The organism is Paraburkholderia atlantica (assembly GCF_009362785.1).
GTDB lineage: Bacteria > Pseudomonadota > Gammaproteobacteria > Burkholderiales > Burkholderiaceae > Paraburkholderia > Paraburkholderia atlantica.
In genome coordinates this window covers 186,391-208,741 of the sequence record NZ_WHNQ01000005.1, presented here as the reverse complement: position 1 = coordinate 208,741, position 22,351 = coordinate 186,391, and the positions used below count along the sequence as shown (strand labels likewise).

At 59.5% G+C, this 22,351-nt stretch carries 15 protein-coding genes and 1 pseudogene; 8 read left to right on the top strand and 8 right to left on the bottom strand.

What is annotated here, in order from left to right:
- Positions 1 to 123: 123 nt before the first annotated feature.
- Positions 124 to 1,656: a sensor domain-containing diguanylate cyclase gene (locus GCT19_RS09625; protein WP_018436846.1), complete on the bottom strand. Its 1,533-nt coding sequence runs from the start codon at positions 1,654 to 1,656 to the stop codon at positions 124 to 126.
- 335 nt (positions 1,657 to 1,991) lie between these two features.
- On the opposite strand from GCT19_RS09625, the gene antA reads away from it, so the two are divergent.
- Genes antA through antC form a run of 3 tightly spaced genes read left to right on the top strand, consistent with a single transcriptional unit; the run spans position 1,992 to position 4,912 of the window.
- Positions 1,992 to 3,383: an anthranilate 1,2-dioxygenase large subunit gene (gene antA, locus GCT19_RS09620; protein WP_152851738.1), complete on the top strand. Its 1,392-nt coding sequence runs from the start codon at positions 1,992 to 1,994 to the stop codon at positions 3,381 to 3,383.
- On the top strand, positions 3,380 to 3,868 hold the full coding sequence (gene antB / locus GCT19_RS09615) for an anthranilate 1,2-dioxygenase small subunit (RefSeq protein WP_152851737.1): 489 nt from the start codon (positions 3,380 to 3,382) through the stop codon (positions 3,866 to 3,868). The genes antA and antB overlap by 4 nt, the downstream gene beginning before the upstream one ends.
- 15 nt (positions 3,869 to 3,883) lie before the next feature.
- On the top strand, positions 3,884 to 4,912 hold the full coding sequence (gene antC / locus GCT19_RS09610) for an anthranilate 1,2-dioxygenase electron transfer component AntC (RefSeq protein ID WP_018436849.1): 1,029 nt from the start codon (positions 3,884 to 3,886) through the stop codon (positions 4,910 to 4,912).
- Between the two features lie 9 nt (positions 4,913 to 4,921).
- Here antC and GCT19_RS09605 read toward each other — a convergent pair whose 3' ends face one another.
- Positions 4,922 to 5,845, bottom strand: a complete 924-nt coding sequence (locus GCT19_RS09605; RefSeq protein ID WP_227749225.1) for an AraC family transcriptional regulator — start codon at positions 5,843 to 5,845, stop codon at positions 4,922 to 4,924.
- A 1,506-nt stretch (positions 5,846 to 7,351) separates the two neighbouring features.
- Between GCT19_RS09605 and GCT19_RS09595 the strand changes: the two genes are divergently transcribed.
- Positions 7,352 to 8,713, top strand: coding sequence for a tyrosine-type recombinase/integrase (locus GCT19_RS09595; protein WP_321576781.1), 1,362 nt, complete (start codon positions 7,352 to 7,354; stop codon positions 8,711 to 8,713).
- A gap of 497 nt (positions 8,714 to 9,210) precedes the next feature.
- Here GCT19_RS09595 and GCT19_RS09590 read toward each other — a convergent pair.
- From GCT19_RS09590 to GCT19_RS42670, 6 genes and pseudogenes are all read right to left on the bottom strand, one after another.
- Positions 9,211 to 9,378, bottom strand: a pseudogene (locus GCT19_RS09590) (ATP-binding protein); the annotation flags it as partial.
- A 237-nt stretch (positions 9,379 to 9,615) separates the two neighbouring features.
- Complete coding sequence (locus GCT19_RS44370) at positions 9,616 to 9,744, bottom strand: hypothetical protein (RefSeq protein WP_265334612.1); 129 nt, start codon at positions 9,742 to 9,744, stop codon at positions 9,616 to 9,618.
- Positions 9,745 to 9,763: 19 nt separating this feature from the next.
- Entirely contained in the window at positions 9,764 to 12,487 is a 2,724-nt protein-coding gene (locus tag GCT19_RS09580) for a DEAD/DEAH box helicase family protein (protein WP_152851735.1), read from the bottom strand.
- An 8-nt stretch (positions 12,488 to 12,495) separates the two neighbouring features.
- Entirely contained in the window at positions 12,496 to 14,166 is a 1,671-nt protein-coding gene (locus GCT19_RS09575; RefSeq protein ID WP_152851734.1) for a site-specific DNA-methyltransferase, read from the bottom strand.
- Positions 14,163 to 16,997, bottom strand: a complete 2,835-nt coding sequence (locus tag GCT19_RS09570; RefSeq protein ID WP_152851733.1) for an SNF2-related protein — start codon at positions 16,995 to 16,997, stop codon at positions 14,163 to 14,165. Before GCT19_RS09570 ends, GCT19_RS09575 begins: the two co-directional genes overlap by 4 nt.
- A gap of 725 nt (positions 16,998 to 17,722) precedes the next feature.
- On the bottom strand, positions 17,723 to 18,097 hold the full coding sequence (locus tag GCT19_RS42670; protein WP_193727388.1) for a hypothetical protein: 375 nt from the start codon (positions 18,095 to 18,097) through the stop codon (positions 17,723 to 17,725).
- 116 nt (positions 18,098 to 18,213) lie between these two features.
- Here GCT19_RS42670 and GCT19_RS09560 point away from each other — a divergent pair, with 116 nt between their 5' ends.
- From GCT19_RS09560 to GCT19_RS09545, 4 genes are all read left to right on the top strand, one after another.
- Positions 18,214 to 19,182: a DUF932 domain-containing protein gene (locus tag GCT19_RS09560; protein WP_152851731.1), complete on the top strand. Its 969-nt coding sequence runs from the start codon at positions 18,214 to 18,216 to the stop codon at positions 19,180 to 19,182.
- A 72-nt stretch (positions 19,183 to 19,254) separates the two neighbouring features.
- Positions 19,255 to 20,250 (top strand): YqaJ viral recombinase family nuclease, encoded by a 996-nt coding sequence (locus tag GCT19_RS09555; protein ID WP_152851730.1) that lies wholly within the window; start codon positions 19,255 to 19,257, stop codon positions 20,248 to 20,250.
- 43 nt (positions 20,251 to 20,293) lie between these two features.
- A complete protein-coding gene (locus tag GCT19_RS09550; protein ID WP_152851729.1) occupies positions 20,294 to 21,223 on the top strand; it encodes a recombination directionality factor in 930 nt (309 codons plus the stop codon).
- A complete protein-coding gene (locus GCT19_RS09545; RefSeq protein WP_152851728.1) occupies positions 21,220 to 22,296 on the top strand; it encodes a hypothetical protein in 1,077 nt (358 codons plus the stop codon). Before GCT19_RS09550 ends, GCT19_RS09545 begins: the two co-directional genes overlap by 4 nt.
- Positions 22,297 to 22,351 lie beyond the last annotated feature (55 nt).

The window sequence follows — 22,351 nt, the reverse complement described above, 5'->3', positions numbered from 1 at the left end:
GATCACGCGCTGTGGCGTGGGTCCGGCGAAGTTACGCGCGAGTTTACGGAGAGCAATAAGGGCTGGCAAGCAGACCATGGAGCGGCCCATGAAGCGGGCAGAAAAGCTTGGCCCGGGAGCGCGTCAATTCGCGCCGCGTGCGTCGGTGTCTGGCGTCACCGCGGCGCCGTCCCGCGAGGAGTTGTCGGTCGGCGCGTCGAACATCATCACCCGATTACGGCCTCCATCCTTCGCGCGATACAGCGCTTGATCGGCGGCGTCGACGAGCGCGCGGCTGGTCGCGAAGGCGGTGTCCTGCGCCGTTGCAGCTCCCGCGCTCACCGTCAGCACGTGATGCGTGCTGGCCACATGGCGGCATTGCAGCGCCTGCACCGCCGCGCGGATCTGCTCGGCGATCCGCTGCGCGCCCGTCGCATCCGTGTCCGGCAGCAGCACCGCGAACTCCTCGCCACCGAAGCGCGCGGCCGTGTCGCCCGGACGCCGCACGTTCTGCGCGATGCAGCGCGCGACGCCGATCAGCGCTTCGTCGCCGGCCGAATGACCGTACAGGTCGTTGAAGCCCTTGAAGTTGTCGACATCGATCAGCAGCAGCGACAACGGCCTGCCGTTGCGCTGCGCGCGTCGCCACTCGTCGTTCACGTGTTCCTCGAACGTGCGACGGTTGTTCAGGCCGGTCAGCCCGTCCGTGCGCGCCAGTTCACGCAACTCTTCCTCGGCCGCGCGGCGCAGACGCAACTGGCGTGAGAACAGGATCGCGAGCGCGATGATCGTCACGTCGAGCGCGACGATCAGCGTGCCGATGATCCATGCGCGCCGCCGCCATTGCACGTAGATGTCGCGCGTGGACAGCGCGACGTCGAGGATCAGCGGAAAGCCGTCGATATGGCGGAACGCATACCAGCGCTCGACGCGGTCGATCGCCGCGGTGCCGAAGAAGTCGCCGCTCGGCTGCTTGACGAAGCGCGAGAAGTTGGCCGTGCCGGTCAGGTTGATGCCGATCGTTTTCGGATCGTACGGACGACGCATCAACATCGTGCCGTCGCTGAGCATCAATGCCATCGAGCCGCTCGGCCCGAGCTTCATGCCGTCGAACAGCCGATGAAAATACGTGAGGCGCAGCGTGCCGACCACCACGCCGCCGAAGCTGCCGTCCGGCCTCGAGATGCGCCGGCTCAGCGCGATGCGCAGGTCCTCGTCGGTGCCGCTCCGGCTGAACGGATGACTGATGTACAGGCCGACGTCGGGCGAAGCGCGCTGTACCTTGAAGTAATCGCGGTCGGCATGGCTGTGTGCGCGCGGCGGCCACGCCCGTGAATCGAAACGCACGTTGCCGTTCTCGTCGAGCACGAATACCGAGCCCATGTCCTGAGCGCTGATCGAGCCGTCGAACAGCACCATCTGGCGGATCGCCGGCGGCAGATCGAGCACGCCCGGCTGCCTGAGTCCGTCGATCACCGCGCGCAGCGACAGGTCGTAGATCTCGAGATTGCGCGACACGTCGCGCTGGACCAGCAGAGATATGTTGGCGATGGAGTCCTGCGCGCGCCGCAACGCATCTTCGCGCATCTGTGCGAGCAGCGACACGGCGATCGCGAGGATCGCGCCGGCCAGCAAGACACTGATCGCAATCACGTTGTTCGGTCCGCGCGTCACCATGCGTTTTTGATTTTGACTTGCGCTGAAGGTCGCGCGTGAAGAAGCGGCCCGCGTGCCGGCAATAACCGTCAATTACGCGGCCTACGAAAACGTAAGCGTAGCAGACATCGCGCATCGGCAAACGTTTGCATAGCCGGATTCTTGCCCATATGCAACAGAACGGCGCGCCGGAAGCCCCGCCGGGTGGGGGTTTGCGCCCCATCGCCAGATGATCCAGGAGTCGTCCAATTATTCGGATAGTGAATGCATATTGGCTGGATAGTTGGCCTCTCCACTTGGGTATTCAATCGAGCCTGTCACGTTCAAACGATTGGACCCAAGGAGAGAGACACATCATGAGCGAGAAGCGCAGCGCCGGCGAATGGCGCGAATTCGTTAGCGGCTGTCTGGACTTCCGACCGGCGGAAGGCGTCTACAGGATTGCCCGCGAAATGTTCACCGAGCCCGAACTGTTCTCGCTCGAGATGGAGCACATCTTCGAGAAGACGTGGATCTATGCGTGTCACGAAAGCGAGATCTCCAACAACAACGATTTCCTGACGATGCGCGCGGGCCGCCAGCCGCTGATCATCTCGCGCGACGGCGCCGGCAACCTGAACGCGATGATCAACGCGTGCCAGCACCGCGGCGCGACGCTCACGCGGATGAGCAAGGGCAACCAGTCCACGTTCACGTGCCCGTTCCACGCATGGTGCTACAAGAACGACGGCCGCCTCGTGAAGGTGAAGGCGCCGGGCGAATACTGCGACGACTTCGACAAGTCGGTGCGCGGCCTGAAGAAAGCGCGCATCGCGAGCTACAAGGGCTTCGTATTCGTGAGCCTCGACGTCGACGGCACCGACACCCTCGAAGACTATCTCGGCGACGCGCGCATCTTCTTCGACATGATGGTCGCGCAGTCGCCGACCGGTGAACTCGAAGTGTTGCCCGGCAAGTCGACCTATACGTTCGACGGCAACTGGAAGCTGCAAAACGAAAACGGTCTCGATGGCTATCACGTGAGCACCGTGCACTACAACTACGTGGCGACCGTGCAGCATCGCATCGAGTCGAACGCAAAGAAGGGCGATAGCCCGAGCGGCACGCTCGACTACAGCAAGCTCGGCGCCGGCGACAGCGAAACCGACGACGGCTGGTTCGCGTTCAGGAACGGCCACAGCGTGCTGTTCAGCGATATGCCGAATCCGCAAGTGCGCCCCGGCTACGAAAGTGTGATGCCGCGGCTCGTCGAAGCCTATGGTCAGGACAAGGCCGAATGGATGATGCACCGGCTGCGCAACCTGAATGTGTACCCCAGCCTGTTCTTCATGGACCAGATCAGCTCGCAGCTGCGCATCGTGCGGCCGGTCGCGTGGAACAAGACCGAGATCATCAGCCAGTGCATCGGCGTGAAGGGAGAGTCGGCGCAGGATCGCGAGAACCGCATCCGTCAGTTCGAAGATTTCTTCAACGTGTCCGGCATGGGCACGCCCGACGACCTCGTCGAATTCCGCGAGCAGCAGCGCGGCTTCCAGGCGCGCCTCGAACGCTGGAGCGACATCTCGCGCGGACATCACAAGTGGGCGAGTGGCGCAACGGCGAACACCACGCTGCTCGGCATCACACCGAATCTGACCGGCACCGAGCTGACCCACGAAGGGCTTTACGTGAATCAGCACAGCACCTGGCGCGACACGATCCTCAAGGGTCTGGACAAATCCATCGAATCGCAGGGAGAGCAGGCATGAGCCAACTCCAACACTCCGTCGAGCAGTTTCTGTATCTGAAGGCCGATCTGTGCGACAAGCAGCAATGGGACGAATACCTCGAACTGTTCGATCCGCAGAGCGTGTTTCATGTGCCGCAGTGGGATTCAGAGCACGTCTACACGACCGATCCGAAGCAAGGCATGTCGCTCATTTACTACTCGGATCGCGCCGGCCTCGAAGACCGCGTGTTCCGTCTGCGCACCGGCAAGTCGGCCGCATCGACGCCGCTGCCGCGCACGATGCATCAGATCAGCAACGTGCGGCTGACCCAGCGCGAGGATTCGAGCGTCGAAGCGAACGTGAACTGGTCGACGCTGTACACGCGGCACAGCGCGACCGATTACTTCTATGGCCGCGCGGTGTATGAGCTGCAAGCGTCGGGCGATAGCTGGAAGATCAAGCGCAAGCACGTGCTGCTGCTGAACGACCACATCAACGCGGTGCTGGATTTCTACCATCTGTAAGCGGGGGGCACGACGATGAAACATAAAGTCGCGTTGAGCTTTGCCGATGGCAAAACCGCGTTCTTCGATGTGAGCCCGAACGAGCTGCTGCTCGACGCGGCGCTGAAGAACGGCGTGAACATTCCACTCGACTGCCGCGAAGGCGTGTGCGGCACCTGCCAGGGGCGCTGCGAATCGGGCGACTACACGCTTGATTACGTCGACGACGAAACACTCAGCGCAGAAGACCTCGCGCAGCGCAAGATCCTGTCGTGCCAGACGCGCGTGAAGTCGGATGCGTCGTTCTATTTCGACTTCGACTCGACGCTGTGTGAAGGCGCCGGCACGAGCACCGTGTCCGCGAGCGTCGCAGGCGTCGAGCTGGTGTCGGCGACGACCGCGATCCTGCGTGTGGATGCGCGCGCGCATGCCCGTCAGCTCGATTTTCTGCCGGGCCAGTACGCACGCGTGAAGGTGCCGGGCACGGAAGATTGGCGGTCGTACTCGTTCGCGAATCATCCGAACGAGCGCAACGAGCTGCAATTCCTGATCCGGCTGCTGCCTGACGGCGTGATGAGCAACTATCTGCGCGAACGATGCAAGGTCGGCGATACGGTCGAGTTCGAGGCGCCGCTTGGGGCGTTCTATCTGCGCCAGGTCGAGCGTCCGCTCGTGATGGTTGCGGGCGGCACCGGACTCTCCGCGTTCCTCGGCATGCTCGACGAGATCTCGGCGAAACGCAAAGTCGCGCATCCGGTGCATCTGTACTACGGTGTCACCAATGCGGCCGATTTGTGCGAGACCGAGCGCATCGACGGCTACAAGGCGAGCATCGAAGGATTCGCGGTCGAGACGGTCGTGATGAATCCGGCGCCGGAGTGGGCCGGCAAAACGGGGCTGATTCCCGAGCATTTCGACCGGTCGTTCCTCGAATCGAACGGCTTCGACATGTACGTGTGCGGACCGCCGCCGATGGTCGAAGCGATCAAGACCTGGCTCACCGAGCAGGGTATTCGGGACTATCGGCTGTTTTTCGAGAAGTTCGGCGAGAGCAACGCGCGATAGAACCTGGTTCTAACGCCGCGCCGCGCGCTTCAGCGTCTCGGACGGCGATTCGCCGAACAACGCCTTGTACTCGGTCGCGAAACGGCCGAGATGCGACATCCCCCAGCCCAGCGCCACCGACGAAATATTGCGCACCGAACGGTCTTCGAGAATGTCGCGCCGCGCCGATTCGAGTCGATAGCGTTTCAGATAGGCGATCGGCGCACAGCCAAAATGTTGGCGGAAGCCGTCGAACAGCTTGAAGCGCGATACACCCGACGCGCGCTCGATGTCTTCGAGCGTGATCGGCTGGCGCGCGTTGTCGTGGATGAACTGGCGCGCGCGGGTCAGGTAATGCGGTGGCGTTGGTGTCGACGCGTCGGCTAGCTGTTCCGAATAGTTGTGCGGCTGCGACAGCAGCAGTCCTTTGAGCAACGTCAGTTCGAATTCGCTGGACATGTAAAGCTGGCTCAGCGACGGTCCCGAGCGGTCCATCTCGCCAGCCAGGAATTTGATCATGCGCCACCACGACGCCTGGTCGCCGGCGGCCGCGTCCATGTCGGGCTGGAATACGAGCGGGGCCTCGATGGGGCGTTGCAGCATTGTCTGCAACACCTGTTGGAGCGCGGAGCGAGGGATCGCTACGTGTAGCTTGCGGCAGTTGCCGGTGATTGTTAGGTCCTGCGATTCTTGGGGGCTCACGATCAGACCGCAGTCCTGATCCGATAACCACCGCTTTCCGTGTGCGGCGAGCTCCTGCTGGCCCACCATCGGGAGGCTCACGCTGTAGCAGTTCAGCGGGCTGCTCTCGCTTACAGCGACCGTTACGTCAGTGCCGTATTCGACGTAGCCGATTGTTGTTGCCATCGCGCGGAGGACCGTGCCGGACTGGTGGAAGCGGAGGCGCTCCGGGTGAGTGACCTGCAGGCCGTGGGGGCCGCAGATGGATGCCATCCAGTTGCGGGCGCCGTCGAGGTCGCTTAAGGCGGCGCGGAGGTCGCGGTTGGTGGGGGCCGGGGGTGGCATACGCGGAAGCGAGCTATTGAGGATGCGCGTTCTTGAGGATGGTCGTCAGGGCGCGGAATTGGGGGGACATGAGGGGTTTGGTAAGCGTACCTCAACCGTGGCTGCTCGGGGTGGGTGAAAAACGCATTGTCTGCCGGTGGAGTACGGGCGCGTCCCGAGGTGGGGATTTCGCTGCCAAATGGAATCGAGCTGAAATTTAAACGGAAGGCAAAGGCATTTTCACTCGCACTCTAATTCTCTGGGAAGCGAGTGCTTTCGCTCCCAAACTAGATCAAGAGACGCCTTCGCGATCGGCCTCAGGGAAGGCCGGAGTCATATTTTTCCGTTTCACCGACGTACTCACTCTCGAGTCCGGAAATGCAGATATGCAGGAACGGGCGCTTGAGCGTACCGGCTAGTGTTTCGGCCGCATGGGTCTTGCTTTTAGTCGAAAGCAGGCGGTTGTTTAAAAACCGCCTGTAGTCCACTTCCAATAAAAAACATAAAGGCCACCAATCATTGCGGCGAAAAGAATGATGCGACCGCCCGTCGACTTTCCAAGAAAGAAAATCAGAATCAGGAAAATAAATATTGCAATCGGCATATTTTTAAAATAATTAATGCTTCAATCCCGACGAGTCGAGCGGCGCGAGACAGAAGCGGCGATGTACTGCGGGTGTGTGGAGATGAATTCCTCGCCCGGTGCCAGCGTCCGGCTGGACTTGCATGATGTCTCGATCTAGATCCAGCATGTCGGAAAATGGAATTCGGGAACTTTCAACTTGTCGCAATCGCAGTTAACGACAGATTTTTCAGTTTCCTGAGTGTTTTCATGCCTGGATCCTAGTGATTTCTTGCTGAGATGGCAGTTCAGCATCTTCAATAGCGCTTCGCGCTTCGGAATGTCGTAGTAGTGGTCAATGATGACTGTGCCATCGCCATGACCGAGTTGTTCGTCACGACGCTCGTATCATTCGAAGCGTTAAACCAGTCGATGAGCGTGCTGGCAAAGGCGGCCCGGCCTTCTCAGCCAAACTGATATGCGGACGCAGACAACGACGTCGGTCCTTTCACTTTCAGACGGTATCGACATTGGTCCGCAGCAATTGGACTATGCGCTGGTATGGGCCATACGGTAATCGGTGTCTGGCACTTGCGCGAAAGGACTTGGAGGCGGAACTCGAAAGCGGCGTCAGCCATTTCTTTATGAGGGTTGGGGAGAGCGTGCGGATGTGTGTGCGAGGAGGAGGATCGAACTCCCGACCTTCGCATTGCGAATACGAACAAGTCGAGGTTCATTGAGATAGATCGATGTTGACTTAACATCATAACCCACTGTAATTAAACGATTTTTAAGAATCGCCCTCTCCGTTGATGTTGATCGATATACCTTCATTGCCGCATAATTTGGTTACATGGCGGTTACATGGGATCGCCGGCACACGAGGAGGCCTGGTGGCAAAGGTAAACTTCACTGCGGCACGGGTAGAGACACATCGCTGCGAACATGGTAAGTCGCAGTCCTTTCTCTGGGACAGCAAAACTCCCGGACTCGGCTTGAGGGCCACACCTAGCGGAGCCAAGGCTTATATCTTTCAGGGGAAGATCCATGGCTCGACCGTGCGAATGACGATCGGCGATCCGAAAAGCTGGACGATCACTCAAGCTCAGGAGCGCGCGCGAAGCCTCCAGACGCTTATTGACGGCGGCGTTGATCCGCGCGAGAAAGAGGCCGAGCAAAAGGTCGCCCATGAAGCCCGGCAGGCGGCGAAGCGCCGTCAGGACGTAACTGTCGGCGAAGCGTGGGAGCATTACCTGGAACATCTACGGACAAAGATCTCGCCCAAAACCAAAAAGCCGCGGTCGGAGCGCTACATCTTGGACCATATCAACCTCTCGTCGCCGGGCGGCGGTATTGCAAAACGCGGCGGCAAAGAAAAAGTGCGTGGGCCATTGGCTCCGCTCATGCCGCAACGGTTGACCGAGATAACGGCAACTTCCATGTCTCAGTGGCTCGAGGCCGAAATACCTCGGGGGCCAACGAACGCCGGTCATGCATTCGGCCTTTTCAAGGCATTCATTCGGTGGTGCGACACTCATGAGACGTATGCAGGCATCGTCCCCCACGAGGCCTACGCCTCACCAAAGGTCAAGGGCATTCTCCCCCGTAGCGCTGCGAAGGATGATTGCCTTCAGCGCGAGCAACTGTCCGTTTGGTTTAGCGCGGTAGGTGGCATCGCCAATCCGGTAATTAGCGCATACCTTCAAGGGCTCTTGATTACAGGCGCCCGTCGAGAAGAGCTGGCCGCGCTGCGTTGGGAAGACGTGGACTTCCGCTGGCGCAGCTTGACTATGAACGACAAAGTTGAAGGTACCGGCGGCCGGACTATTCCGCTCACGCCTTATCTAGCCAGCCAATTGCGGAACCTTCAGCGCCTAAATGAGATGCCGCCGAATAAACGTCAAGCCGCTCGCCTCGCTGAAAGAGGCGAACAGTGGGAACCATCGGAGTGGGTGTTCGCCAGTAAAACAGCATCGGACGGAAAGATTGCCGAACCTCGTCATGCCCACAATCGAGCATTGGAACCAACGGGCTTGCCGCATATATCACTGCATGGGCTTCGCCGCTCATTCGGCACACTGTCAGAGTGGGTGGAGGTGCCAGTCGGCGTCGTCGCCCAAATCCAAGGACACAAACCGTCGGCAATCGCCGAAAAACACTATCGGCGACGGCCCCTCGATCTGCTACGCATGTGGCACGACAAGATCGAGGCTTGGATGCTTGAGCAGGCGAATATTAAGTTTGAGTTGAAGTGACGACACAAACGGGCTGCTCACCTACGGTCGACTGCGACAGCAAAGCGATCGCGACGACAGATGGGATAGAGGTCGTCGCGATCGCCATCACCCATTCGCTCCAAGCTATGTGCCTCCTAGATTGAACGCCGCCACCCACGTCGCCGCTTCCGGGATCAAGCAGATGGAATGCCGCACCCAACCAGGGGGCTCCAGCGGTTTTACCGCCACTGCTCAGTCAAAATGCGGAGGATCGAACTCCTGACCGCGAAACGGTCACTGTCTGCTCGAATCGGGCAGCGGAGATGCCCCCAAAACTGCCCCCAACTTTGCTTCGCTACCCAAACTTATCTCGACCGTGTCAAACGCAATCTCAAGTTGATACAGTTTCGGACGCAAACGCAATCGTAATTTGATACACCCACTCCTGCGGTTATTGGGTTGGTGCCGACCTCCTTCGAATTGTGTTTGCGTTTAACGTCGTTCTCGTCGCTTAGGTATGGCGACGGGACACGGTTGATCATGCCGGCCTGACGTTTCTCCTTCAGTCTGTACGAGTCGCCAGAGATGGGTACGACGTGTGCGTGATGAAGCAGCCGATCGAGGAGTGCCGCCGTGAGCGTGGCGTCGTCGGCGAAGGTCTGGTCCCACTGGCCGAACGGTAAATTGCTCGTCAGGATCAGGCTGTCGTCACTCACGTTGACAAGAATGCGCGAGGTCGGAATGCCGTGCCTGATAAGCGCGCGCTCAACCGCCGGTTTCAGCTCGTTGGTCAGCTCGTCGATGGTAGCGGCGCTGATCGACCAGTTGCGGCCTGTCGCCATGCCATGCGCCGAGTGTAAAGCGCCTCTGACTAACGCCCGGGCAGCACTTCGACCGGCCAGCGATAGGAGCTATACAGATATTGACCGCCACCGTCCCGGTCAGTCAGCTTGGCGCGGATCTTGAACCTTGGCGGCAGGCCGGATATGAATTGCACCATGGAGGCCGGTTGTTTCGACCGGCACGAAACTCTCAACGACGACGTATTCATAGTGGGTATCGAGCGCCATGATGCCTCTCAGGGTTTCATTATGCGTGGGCAAATTTGGATATCAGCCCTGTGAGGGTCGCGCTACCCATAATCTGGTCATCACCCAACAGGACGTATGACCAGGGCTTTGCACCGCACTCCGCCGCGTGCCGTGTCGCCGCCTGGCACCATTTGGTCGCAGCTTTCGCCTTAGCCTGGACGACAGGGTCCGACAGCTCATCCTTGCTCTTCACTTCGCAGATCACCATACGGGTGTCCGTCTCGATCACAAAATCGGGCTCGTAGTTGTCGCCCGAGCGATATTCGATCTGGAACTGGGCACGGCCTGGCTTCAACCACTTTTCGACCGTCGGGTCGGCATCGATCAGAACAGCAAATCTGCGCTCCGGATCGGAGTCGAATTTCTGCAGCGAGTAGCAGCAATTTTTGAAGCCGCCGAAGACCTGGCGCTTGGTATCAGATAAAGGGGAGACGACTTGCCGGAAGTCCCTGACTTTCTGTCCCGGAACGATGTTGAAGGGCTGCGGCTGAAGCAGCGTGAAACCTCGCGTGACGCGGACCTCGTAGTCATCCTCGCCAAGCGGGGTTTCATGGTAGTTCTGCATCATCTGCGCGAACACGAACTCCGCCAGTTGCCTGCCATTGCGCAGCAGGACATTCTCGATATCCGCCGGATTTTCGAGATAAGAGCTGATGCGGGTGACGACCTGACCCGCGAGCTTGTATAGAAGGTCAGCGTGAGCGTCGTAGTCGATCTCGTTTCGCTCGATGAGAAACCGCACCAGATAGTCTTCCAGGCGGTCTTCCCGCGGATCGTCGACAGTCTTCGCCAAGTATGTTCGCGCTTCGGTCCGCAGGGTCTGGATGACAAGTCCGTCGTCGATCGGACGGACATTGATCGTCGTGAGATCCTTGAGATCAAAGTCGGCGAACTGAAACGTCGCCTGGCGTTTGGGCAAGACCAGGATCTGGGGTATCGACAGCGTGCGTTCGGCGACCGTCTGCGTGACGGCCGAAACGATTTCCTCGACCCGGAGGGCCGGGACGATCCCCTCCAATGTGCTTTGGACGGGACGAACAATCTCCTGAACCGCTTCGACGATCTGGCGCTGGACATCGCTCGATCGCAGCTCATCCGCGCTGCCAAGCTTGCGCTCGAACCGCCGGATGACCTCGAGCGTCACTTCGGCGGTCCGTGTTTCTTCAGGAGTCTCGAGCGTCAGCACGGGCTTGGTGGCAGAAGCATCAAGCCCAGGCAGCGATGGTCCCGTGCCGGTGATCATGATCTCTGCGATCGAGGGAGCCGTGACGAGCGTTGCACCGCCCGACGACACATCGCAGCCATCGCCGATCTCAATCTGCTTCATGACGATCGAGCCCGGCTCGCGCGCCTTCTGGATGATCTCGTCGAAGCGGTCATGCGCAATGACGGTCAGGCGGTCGACGGCGGCAAAATCCTCATCGTCGTGCTGTGTGACCCGCTCGCCATAAGGCAGACGCAGGCCGCGGCCAAGGGTCTGCTCCGTGAGGATGTCCGAGGCCGATGCCCGGAGCGGCACGATCGTATAGAGGTTAGTCACGTCCCAGCCCTCTTTGAGCTTGTTGACGTGAATGACCATCTCTGTGCGGCCGTCCTGCTCGAGCGCCACGAGACGCTGGGTTGCCTCTTCGCTTTCCTCGCCGCGCAAGGCCGAATGCACCTCGGCGACCTTGTCCTTGAAACGACCGCGGAAAAAATCTTCGGATTCGACGTAGGCGCGGAGGCGCCGCGCGTGATCCGTATCCTGCGCGACGACAAGGATAAACGGGTGCACCTTGGCCCGGCCGGTGACCCGGTGGTAGCGGTCGAGCTCGACGGCGACGTGGTCGTGGTTGTGGACCGCATCCTCAAGCTTGATCTGCTCGAGGCGATCCTCGGAAACGGATTTGGAATCGAAGTCTTTGCGGGTCGCGACGGCGGGCTCTTTGACAAAGCCATCCGCCATCGCCTCTCCGAGGCCATAGCTATAGATGACGTTGCGGAAAGACGTCGATTTTGTACCGACCGTTTTCGGTGTTGCCGTCAGCTCGAGCCCAAGGATCGGCTTAAGGCCGTCGATGGCCTTGGCCCCGGCACTTGCGCGGTAGCGATGGGCCTCATCCATAACGACAACGAGATCGTCGAGCCCGGAGAGATAGTCGTAGTAGCTTTCGCCGATGGTCTCCTGCAGCTTCTTCATGCGCGGCGTACCGCGAGGCCCCTCCTCCTTGTTGATCTTGTCGATATTGAAGATGTTGATGTGAACGTCGCTTCCGAACAGATCGGAAGCACTCCCGTCGGCGAGCCGGACACCACGGCCGCTTTCATAGTTGTCGCCCGTGATGATGAGCGGCGGATTGGTCGCAAACTCGGCGATCCCCTTAAAGACATACTTCGGATGTCCCGGTGTGAAATCGTTGATGAGCTTGTTGTAGATCGTCGTGTTGGGAGCCAGCACGAAAAAGTGACGGCTCTGTCCCGTGAGGTAAAGGTAGGCGACGAACGCACCCATCAGGCGTGTTTTGCCGACACCGGTTGCAAGGGCGAAACACAACGAGGGAAAGTCGCGCTCGAAGTCCTCGAAAGATGGCCATTTCTCGCGGATGGCTGCGAGAGCCTGACCGTCGGCGATCTCTTTCTTGAGCGGAATGCGTTCAAGCACTTCGGCAAGGATTTCAAGGGAATCCGCCTGCGGCTTGCGAAGGGACAATCGTTGGGTGATGCTGTGCAGTTCGCGATTCATTATCGTAATTATTCCTTTTCCGCAAACAGGTCTGCTTGCGCCTTTGATACCCGGCGCTTTGTCGCGGGCGTTATAGGTGCTTCGCTCGACTCCGCCTTTGCTTCCGGCAGATTCTCGACCGTCAGGCTGTAATCGTCCCTACCCCATTCACATTTGCGGAGCACCGCGAGCGGGATTTTCTTGATGGTCAGATTCAAGAAAGCGTCAGGTTTGGCGTTGAACGCCTTGCAACAAACCAGCAGGCTCCGTTCGTCGCCGACTTCCTCGGAAATGGCTCGCAGTTGGTCGCGCGTGAGGCTCTGCGTGGTCACGTAGATAAAGTCGCGCTCGGAGGAGTGTCCGTGCATCCAGTAGCACTGCTCGCTGGGCTCGTAGCTAAAGCCCATGAGCTTGCAGACAGCCTCGGTGAGCATCGCGGGATTGTAGTCGGACTGGATGACCCAATTGCCCCATTTGTCTTTTTCGAGGAGTGACGGGGCGAGCTTGTAATACCGAAACCCACCACCTCCTTTCCATTCAACTGAATTCGTTACCCCACCTGCATCATCGCCATCAATAACTTTGGTTAGCCGCGGGATGATATGTGTATGGCAATGCTCGCCTAACTCGACCATGATCCAACGGCGGCCCATCTTGTGTGCCACCGCCCCTGTGGTTCCCGAGCCCGCGAAGGAGTCGAGGACGAGGTCGCCGGGAACTGTTGCAAGCTCAAGGACGCGCTTTAAAAGCTTTTCAGGTTTAGGCGTAGCAAAGGGATCATCGGGGTTTATGGCTTTAACCTCTTCTCGGGCTTCATGATTGTTGCCCGCATCGGTATGCAACCAGATTGTTGGCGCTGGGGTGCCCGACACCTTCAATTCGCTCAAAAAAGTTTTTCTCGAAGGCGAAGCGGAACCATCGCTGCCAAACCAAATTTCGTCCCCTTCGTCCATTTGCCGCAAGGCCTCAGCGGGAAAACGAGGCGACGAACCCCGAGGCGGCGCCCAGACCACGCCGTTCTTGAACGTAAAGGAGAACGCTTGCTCCTTTTCTGAACCGGTCCTCTTTGCGTATAGTGGTGTCGCCTTCCACGGCCCTTTGGGATGGTTATCAGGATTGCGATAACGGCCGTCCATTTCTTCGCTACGTGGCAACCGGTATGGTCGCCATGTCTCTTTGTTAAGCGCATAGACAAGCACATGGTCGTGATTTTCAGCTAACCACTTCGCATCGTTTGCGATGGTATATTTCTTTTGCCAAACGGCATTGCTTACAAAGTTTGCCCGCCCAAAAATCTCGTCACATAAGACTTTGAGGTAGTGAACTTCGTTGTCGTCAATCGTGATCCATAGGGACCCGTCGTTTGACAATAATCGGTGGATGATTTCGAGCCGATCGCGCATGAGCGACAACCAGATTGAATGCTCCACCCCGTCGTCGTAGTGCGTGAAGGCGCTGCCGGTATTGTAGGGAGGATCGATGAAGACGCATTTCACCTTGCCCGTGAACTCAGATTCGAGTGCTTTGAGCGCGAGGAGGTTGTCACCGAAAATCAGGCGATTGTCGAATAGATCACCGTCCGTGAAACGATGCTTTGCGTGATACGATTTTGAGGGATCCTCGATTAATATGCGTGGCTCAAGATGCTGCCGGTTATCCTTGCCGATCCAATTTAGCTCCAGCCGCTGTTTCTTATTCATGCAACCTCCCAGCGCACCGTGAACAACGGTGTCAGTTCAGGGGAGAGTTTCAGGGTTTCCTGAATTTTATCGAGCATCGATTCCACTTCAGCGCGGATCTCTGCCTTTCGATCAAAAAATTCTGCTTTCATCTTGTCCCGTTTTGCTTCCTGCGCGCTGATACGGCGCTTTTCCGCGAGTTTTTCGCTCATCGCCAAATTTGAGCCCCGGAGGGCCTTCTTGGCGGCTTTGATTTCGATATCGATGGCCTTGATCTCTGCCTCGAACGCCCTTTCGAGGTCATCGGCATAGGCGTCCAGCTTTTCACTTTCCTCTTCGAGCCATGCGTCATTTTCCGCTTCAGCCAAGGCGAGAAGATCTGCCCTGCGAGCGGTTTCGATGGTGTCGAGATCGCTAATGGGCGCGGCGGTCGCCGGGCCGGCGTCATGCGCGGGAACCGACAGCAGACGCTCCATCGTTTCCGGATGTGGTGCTTCTCCCTCATCCGCCGTGGTTGAGAGAACGAGATAGTCGCGCACCAGGGCGGCGGTATTCACGCGCAGCTTGGCCACACGCAGCCAGCCTTTCGATCCCCGCAGCGGCTCGACATCGGCGAGCCGGCCTGGGTAGGCTGATAGGTCGAACCGGAGGTGGTTCGCGCCGTCGAACTGGCGGCTCTTGGCGTCAGCAATCACCTTCTGGGCCAGCGTGCCCTCCGTCAGCCGGAAGAACTGCCAGCCCCGTTCGTCGGCGAGCGGCCATTCGGTCGTGTAGGTGTGGTCTAGGTAATCAAAGCGGCGCTCATCATCCGCATGGAATTCCGCCTCCGGCAATTCAGCCCGGGCAATGCGAAGAAGGTCTCGATCGAAGTCGGAGAGATGCTTGCGGATCTCGTCGTCCCGGGATTTCAGTTGCCGAATGACCTTTTCGTCAACGTTCTCCAGCAGGCGCTTGCGCGCGTCAAGGACCTGCTCGCTGATCTGCGCCTGTAAGTCGGTTTGCAGCTGGTCGAATGCGGTGTTGATCTCGTCTTCATTGCGGGCGGCCTGAACGATCTCAAGAATGCGTTTCTCGATATCGACGCCACGCTCGATCGCGCCCAAGACCTCGTCGCTGGCTCCGAACACCCCGTCGAACAACCTGAATTTTTGGTCGAGCAGTTCGAAGACGCGCTGTTCAGCCCTGTTCTTCAGGTTGAGGAAGTTGACCACAGTCACATCGATCTTCTGGCCATAACGGTGGCAGCGACCGATGCGCTGCTCGACACGCTGCGGGTTCCAGGGCAGGTCGAAGTTGAAGAGCAGAGAGCAAAATTGCAGGTTGATGCCTTCCGCGCCAGATTCCGTCGCGATCAGGATAGATTTGTGGTCACGAAATGCCTCAACGATCGCGGCCTTCATGTCGGCGCTCTTCGACCCCGAGATAGCGTCCGAGTCTTTATGACGGGCCAACCAGTCGCGGTAAAGCGCCCCGCTGGACGGATCGTTGTTCTGGCCGTTGAGAAGAACGATCTCCTCGCCATAGCCGTTGGCGGTGAGCAGATCAGCCAGATAGCGCTGCGTCCGGACAGATTCGGTGAAAATCACCGCTTTCCGCTGGCCGCCCTTCGACTCGATCGTATCGAATGCACCGGGCAGGGCACCGACAAGCTTGCCGCCCTTCGCGTTCTCCCCGATGGCCAGGGCCAGGGCACGGTATCCCTCGAGTTCGGCGATCTCGGCCGCGAGCTTGACAGGGTCGATATCGTCTTCCTCAACTCCGTCGTCCTCGAATTCTTCCGCCGTTTCGTCGATCGTGTCGTAATCTACAAAGTTCTCAATCGTTGGCCGCTGCTTGTCACGAAGTCGATCGATGATCTTGGCCAAGGTTTCGGAAACCGCAAACGTCGAAGATCCAAGGATCTTGCGTACGACTAGGGTGACAAGCGCATTCGGCCTGTCGCCGAAACCGATGGTACCAGGGCGTTGCAGATAAGCCGATACGCCAGCATACAGCTCTGCTTCATCGTCAGACGGCTCGAAAGACAGGGTCAGCGGACTGCGTGCCGTGTATTTGATTAGACCGGCCTGCTGCACCTGCCGGCGCAGCGTCCGTTTGCAGACGGCCTCGAGACGCTTCCTCAGGAACAGGAATGAATTCCTCGTAGACGAAGCGCCGACATACGCGGCACGGAAGCTTTTTTCATCGCCGAAGAAATGCTCATCGATCACGGAGACGAGGCCGTAGAGCTCCATCAAGGAGTTCTGCAGCGGCGTGGCTGTAAGTAGGATCTTGAAACAATCGGCGGTCGCGTCACGCAGTCGCTTGGCGCGCAAGCCAGTTCCCTGCTTGTAGACGTTCCGAAGCCGGTGCGCTTCGTCATAGACGACGAGGTCCCACGATTCCCGCTGGACATCTTCCGCTTTCGTGGCAGCAAACTCATAGGAGGTGACGAGGATGCTGTCGGCGACACTGAAAGGGCGGGGGTTCCCGTTCTTTTTAGCCAAGTTGTAGCTCCTGCTCTCGATGATCGTCGAAGGCAGCGAGAATTTCTCAATTAGCTCCTGACTCCATTGCTTCCGCAACGATGCAGGGACAACTAGAAGTATTTTGCGTTTGCGCTCGGCCCATCTTTGCGCAATAACAAGACTCGCCTCGATGGTTTTCCCGAGACCGACTTCGTCGGCCAGGACGACCCCTTTGGACAATGGAGATGCGAGCGCGAACAGGGCGGCATCGACCTGATGCGGATTCATGTCGACGCGTGCAGTTGAGAGGGATTGCGCGAGCGCGTCGTCCCCTATACCTTCGAGCGTAATACGGTGCGCAAAAAAGCTGCTTTGATGCTTCGTGAATTTGTGGGATGTGGTCATTGTCCGCCAAAGCCTTCCTGAAACACCAGCATTCTCCCTTTTTCCAATGCTGCAAAATTGCAGCCAACCCTTATAACGGTTCGATCTCGCTAAAACCGGGACATCACTGGGGGAGACCTAGCCTCTCTGGTCGCCTGATTTGCTTCGGCTCCGGAAACTTTAGACGTTACTTCATGCCGGCTAGCATATTCTAAGGGAAATGCTGGCGAATCCCTTTCGCCGCTCCCAGTCCTGTCCGCTTGCTCTCCAGGCCTATCTAAGCCGCTCGGGCTGGAACAGCCCCCGTTTCACGAGACGCGACGCAGGCACTGGCCGTCGATGCCCGGCGCCCGAAGAAGAAGCGGCGTACGGGGCGAATGTTGTTCCAGGAGATCCAGGCGGCCTGGTTATGACAGTTGCTATTCCCGGGTGGACGACTTCATCCGCGCGCGTGGCGGCAGCATGCAGACAAGACGGCGCCGAACACAGTGTTTACGCCGTTGCACGTCGACATGCGCGAGGCATGCCAGTTCCACGGGGGCGAGGAAGGGCTGGTGATCGGCGGCAGCTACGCCCACACACCGCGGTTTAAGCTCATTGAGATCCTTTTCGCTGTTTCTGCCTGTGTAAGTTATAAGCCGGCCCCCCACCATGTCGCCAGCACCTTGCCCCTTTTGCCTGCACGCCGCTTCGATTCCAGATTTTTGAAATTACATATCACCTCATTGAGCATCCGCCCGGAATGCCTAGGCAACGCCGTTTTCCCTGATCCTACATGAGGCTGATATATGAACCATTCTGTTTGTTGCCCCCGTTGTAACTCTCTTCGCATCACAACTCGCGATACCGCGCGCAAGGCCGGTGCTGCTGTCGGCACAGTCGCTGGTGCCGGTGGCGCTGCCGCTGCGGCATTGGGAGGCGCCGAAGCCGGGGCCGCCATTGGCCTTGTCGCCGGACCGATCGGTTCCCTGTTTGGCGGAATCTGCGGCGCATTGCTCGGCGGTCTGGTAGGCGGCGCTGCAGGCTGTGCCGCAGGTTCCGCTGTCGGTGAACAGATCGACGAGCAGGTACTCGACAATTTTTGTTGCCTGGAGTGCGATCACGTTTTCAGCAAGTCCCATTCGTCGTAACACCCGCGTACTTTTTCGCTTTCCCCTTTCCGCTCAATGCCTACAGCCCTCTGAGGGCTGTAGGCATTTTTGCTTTCTATTTCCCGTTATCTATCAGGAGAATCTACATGCATTTGGTACAAACCATGGCCTACGCGAACGAAACCCCGTGGCACGGTCTCGGCAACCAACTGGCGGCCAACCAGCCACTCGAAATCTGGGCGAAACAGGCAGGTATGGACTGGCGCATTGAGGAAGCCGAAGTCCGTTTCGTCTCCGGCATGGCGGGTACCACGCTCGGCTCCATCCACGCGTTTCCCGAACAGAAAGTGCTCTACCGAGCGGACACGAAGGCTCCGCTTTCAGTGGTATCCAAACGCTTCAATGTCGTGCAGCCGGCTGAGATCATTGAATTTTATCGGGACCTTTCCGAGGCGGGTGGCTATGAACTGGAGACCGCTGGTGTCTTGAAGGACGGCAAGAAACTTTGGGCGCTGGCCCGCACCGGCCAGAACGCTACGCTCAAGGGCCGCGACCGTGTGATCGGCTATCTGCTGCTAGCCACGGCGTGTGATGGGTCCTTGGCGACCACTGCTCAATTCACCTCGGTTAGGGTCGTATGCAACAACACGCTCGCGATTGCGCTCGGCGACAGTACGGGGGCCGTCAAGGTGCCGCACCGCAGCCAGTTCGATGCACAGGCCGTGAAACGCCAGCTCGGCATTGCGATTTCGAGCTGGGACGGGTTTATGGCCCGCATGAAAGCCCTGTCTGAATGCAAGGTCAACGATAGCGCAGCCGAAACCTTCTTCCGCCGCGTGCTGACCTATCCGACCACCAGCGCCAGTTCGCCGGTCGCAGCAACCAACGACAGTGCGATCAAAACCGTTCAGGAACTGTTCACCGGTCGTGGCAAGGGCTCGGATATGGCATCGGCGGCCGGTACGGCATGGGGCCTGCTGAATTCGGTCACGGAATTCGTCGATCACCAGCGCCGTGCGCGCAGCGACGATCATCGCCGCGATGCCGCGTGGTTTGGTACGGGCGCAGCCCTCAAGCAGAAGGCTTTCGACGAGGCCATGCGACTTGTCGCCTGAACCCATGCTTCCTTTCCATCCATGCCCGGCCGGGGTCTCCCCCGCCGGGCATTTTCATTTGTGGAGGTCAAAATGGCTTTGCCTGAACCCGCCGGACGTCATCGCAGCCGCCCGGCATTGCGGCTCGTGGAAACGAAAGACATGCCACGCGAAGACTGGCTTGAGGTGCGGAAATCCGGGATCGGTGGCAGTGATGCCGCCGCTGCTGTGGGTCTCTCTCCTTATCAGTCGATGCTGGAACTCTGGCTTACGAAAACAGGCAGGGACGGCAACCTGCCGAAGCCCGATCCGGACGATACGACCGAGCCCGTCTACTGGGGGACGATTCTGGAACCCATCGTCGCGGCGTCTTACACGAAGCAGACGGGCAACCGTGTTCGACGCGTCAACGCGATCCTCCAGCACCCCACGATCCCATTCATGCTCGCGAACGTGGATCGTGAAGTTGTCGGCAACCGCGAGGTCCAGTTGCTCGAATGCAAGACGGCGGGCGAGTTCGGTGCGCGACTCTGGCGTGAAGGGGTACCGGAATATGTGCAGATCCAGGTACAGCATCAGCTCGCCGTGACGGGCAGGCAGGCGGCCGATGTCGCCGTGTTGCTGTGCGGCCAGAAGCTCGACGTGCATCGCATTGAGCGCGACGACGCACTTATTGCCCGGCTCATCGAACTGGAAGGGGTGTTCTGGCGGTATGTGGAAACCGATACGCCGCCTCCCGCCGATGGATCGGAGTCGGCGGATCGCGCGCTGCGCTGTCTGTATCCAGGCACCGGAGGCACGGTCGATTTCACCGGTGATCGTCGCCTGTCTTCGACATTCGCGGATCTGGTCGCGGTAAGAGCCGAGATCAAGACCCGCCAGACGCTTGAAGCCCAGCTCAAGCAGACCATCGCGCAAAGCATGGGCGAAGCGGACCGCGCCCAGTTCGAGACGGGTTCTGTGTCGTTCAAACGCAGCAAGGATGGCTCCGGCGTCGATCTCAAACGGCTGCTCGCCGATCACCCTCAGTTCGCCACGCAGTACGCCATCAGCAAACCGGGTTCGCGCCGGTTTCTCGTATCGACCTGACCTACCGTTCCATTACTTCTACTACATCTACAGGAGCATTGTCATGCTGAAGGGCCTTGCTATCACCCCACCAGTTGTCGGAAGAATCTCCATCGGCCGTGTTGTCGAGAAGAACGGCAAGCGTCTGCCGGAGAAGGACGATCAGTTCACGCTCACGACGCAGGTGCAGCAGCGCGGGGAGTGGCTGCTGCATCCGTTCAACGAAGCACTGCGCAAGGCGACATCGGGCAAGTTGCGCGCGATCCCAGTGCGCTTCCTGTTCAACGATCCCGATCTGAACCTGCGTGCTGAGTATTCGTGTTTCGACCGCGACACCGGACGGCCAGTGTGCGTCGGCAACGGCGAAACCTGCCGCCGTGCTGGTGGTTCGGGAATCGAGGAACTGCCGTGTCCGTCTCCAGACGCATGTGCATTCGGTCAGGGCGGAGCCTGCAAGCCATATGGTCGCTTGAACGTGCTGATTGGCGACGAAGACGAACTTGGGTCGTTCGTGTTCAGGACCACGAGCTTTAACTCGATCAGAACCCTGGCCGCGCGTCTTCACTACTTCGCGGCTGTCTCGGGCAACCTGCTCGCCTGCCTGCCGCTCGAACTCAAACTGCGCGGCAAGTCCACCACGCAGAGCTACCGTTCCGCAATCTACTACGTCGATCTCTGCGTGCGGGCGAACAGCACGCTCGAAGCGGCGATCATCGAGGCGCGCGAACTGGATGCCCGTCGCAAGACGGCCGGCTTTGACCAGCAGGCGCTCGATACTGCCGCCCACGCCGGTTTCAGTAACGGGGCGTTCGAAGAGAGTATCGAGGAAAGCGCTGCTGTCGCCGAAGAGTTCTATCCACCGGAATCCGGGGACGACCGCGGTCATGGTAATGGTCACGATACTGGTCACGTCGAAACTCCGGCGACTATCAGACCCAGCCTGCAGAACCGGCTGGACCAGCGTGCCGCGCTACTCGGCGGGAAGGCCGCATGACCCATCGCCCCGCTCTCGCCCTGGCCGTCGCCGCGACCGGCACGGCGGCCTGCATGTCGGTGCTGGCCGGCTGGCAGCGCGGCGGGTGGCTAGCGGAACGGCTCGCGTGGGTAGCGACCGGACTGGTGCTCGTCACAAGCGCACATCTGTTACCCGCCCTGCTACGGGGTACGCCCGCCCTCGTCCGTGTCATGGGTAGTGTCCTATGGGCCACGTGCCTGGTAACTGCGTGTATCGGCCATGCGGTTTTCTTCGTGTCGGCCCAGCAGCATGCAGGTGAACTGCGCGCGTCGGCGCTCTCTGCCGCGCCGCCCCCCACCGCGGCCCGCAGTCTTACGACCGTCATGACGGAGCGCGCGGCCGTGACGGCGCAACTTGCCGCCGCGGATGCACGCCACTGTCCGGGCAACTGCCCAACGCTCGAAGCCCGACGCACGACGCTCGCGGCCAAGGTCGATGCTCTGAATGCCGAAGCGGACGACATCCGGCGTCAGCAAATCGCGGAAGAGCGGGTCACGACCCGACGCGACGCGTTACGAGCCGATCCAGTTGCATCGCGACTCGCCGCGCTACTCGGCGTGCCAGTCGCCCGCATCGACCTGCTGTTTGGGTCACTCTTCGCCGCCGTCCTCGAAGGGGTCGCGTGCCTGCTGTGGTTGGTCGCGCTTCAGTCGTCGTCGCTACCAGTCTTAAAGGAGCCAACACCACCCGTGATCGCGACAGTCGCGACTACTGCCGACGCGATCGCGCCCATGACCGAGGTAGCCGCGAACGTGACGAATGTGACTCCTCCAGCCATCGCGCCGTTCCCGGTGGCTCACGCAGATGGATCCATTAGTCGCGAAACCTCGACAACCCGTCGCAGCGACACGGTGCGCAGTGACATTCAACGAAACGATGGGCAATCAGCATCGTTCGCATCCGATCCCATAAACGACGACCTCATCCAACTCGCAAGCTATGTCGCCGGGGGATTGCTGCGTCCGACCGTTGCCGACATCCGCCGCCATCTGGGTTGCTCCCAGGCGAAGGCTGTCAGCCTCCGTCGCGCACTCGTCGATCGCATAGCCTGACCGGCGTTTTCCGCGCCGGCATTTCCTCTCATTCCAGCGAACACGCATCCGGTTC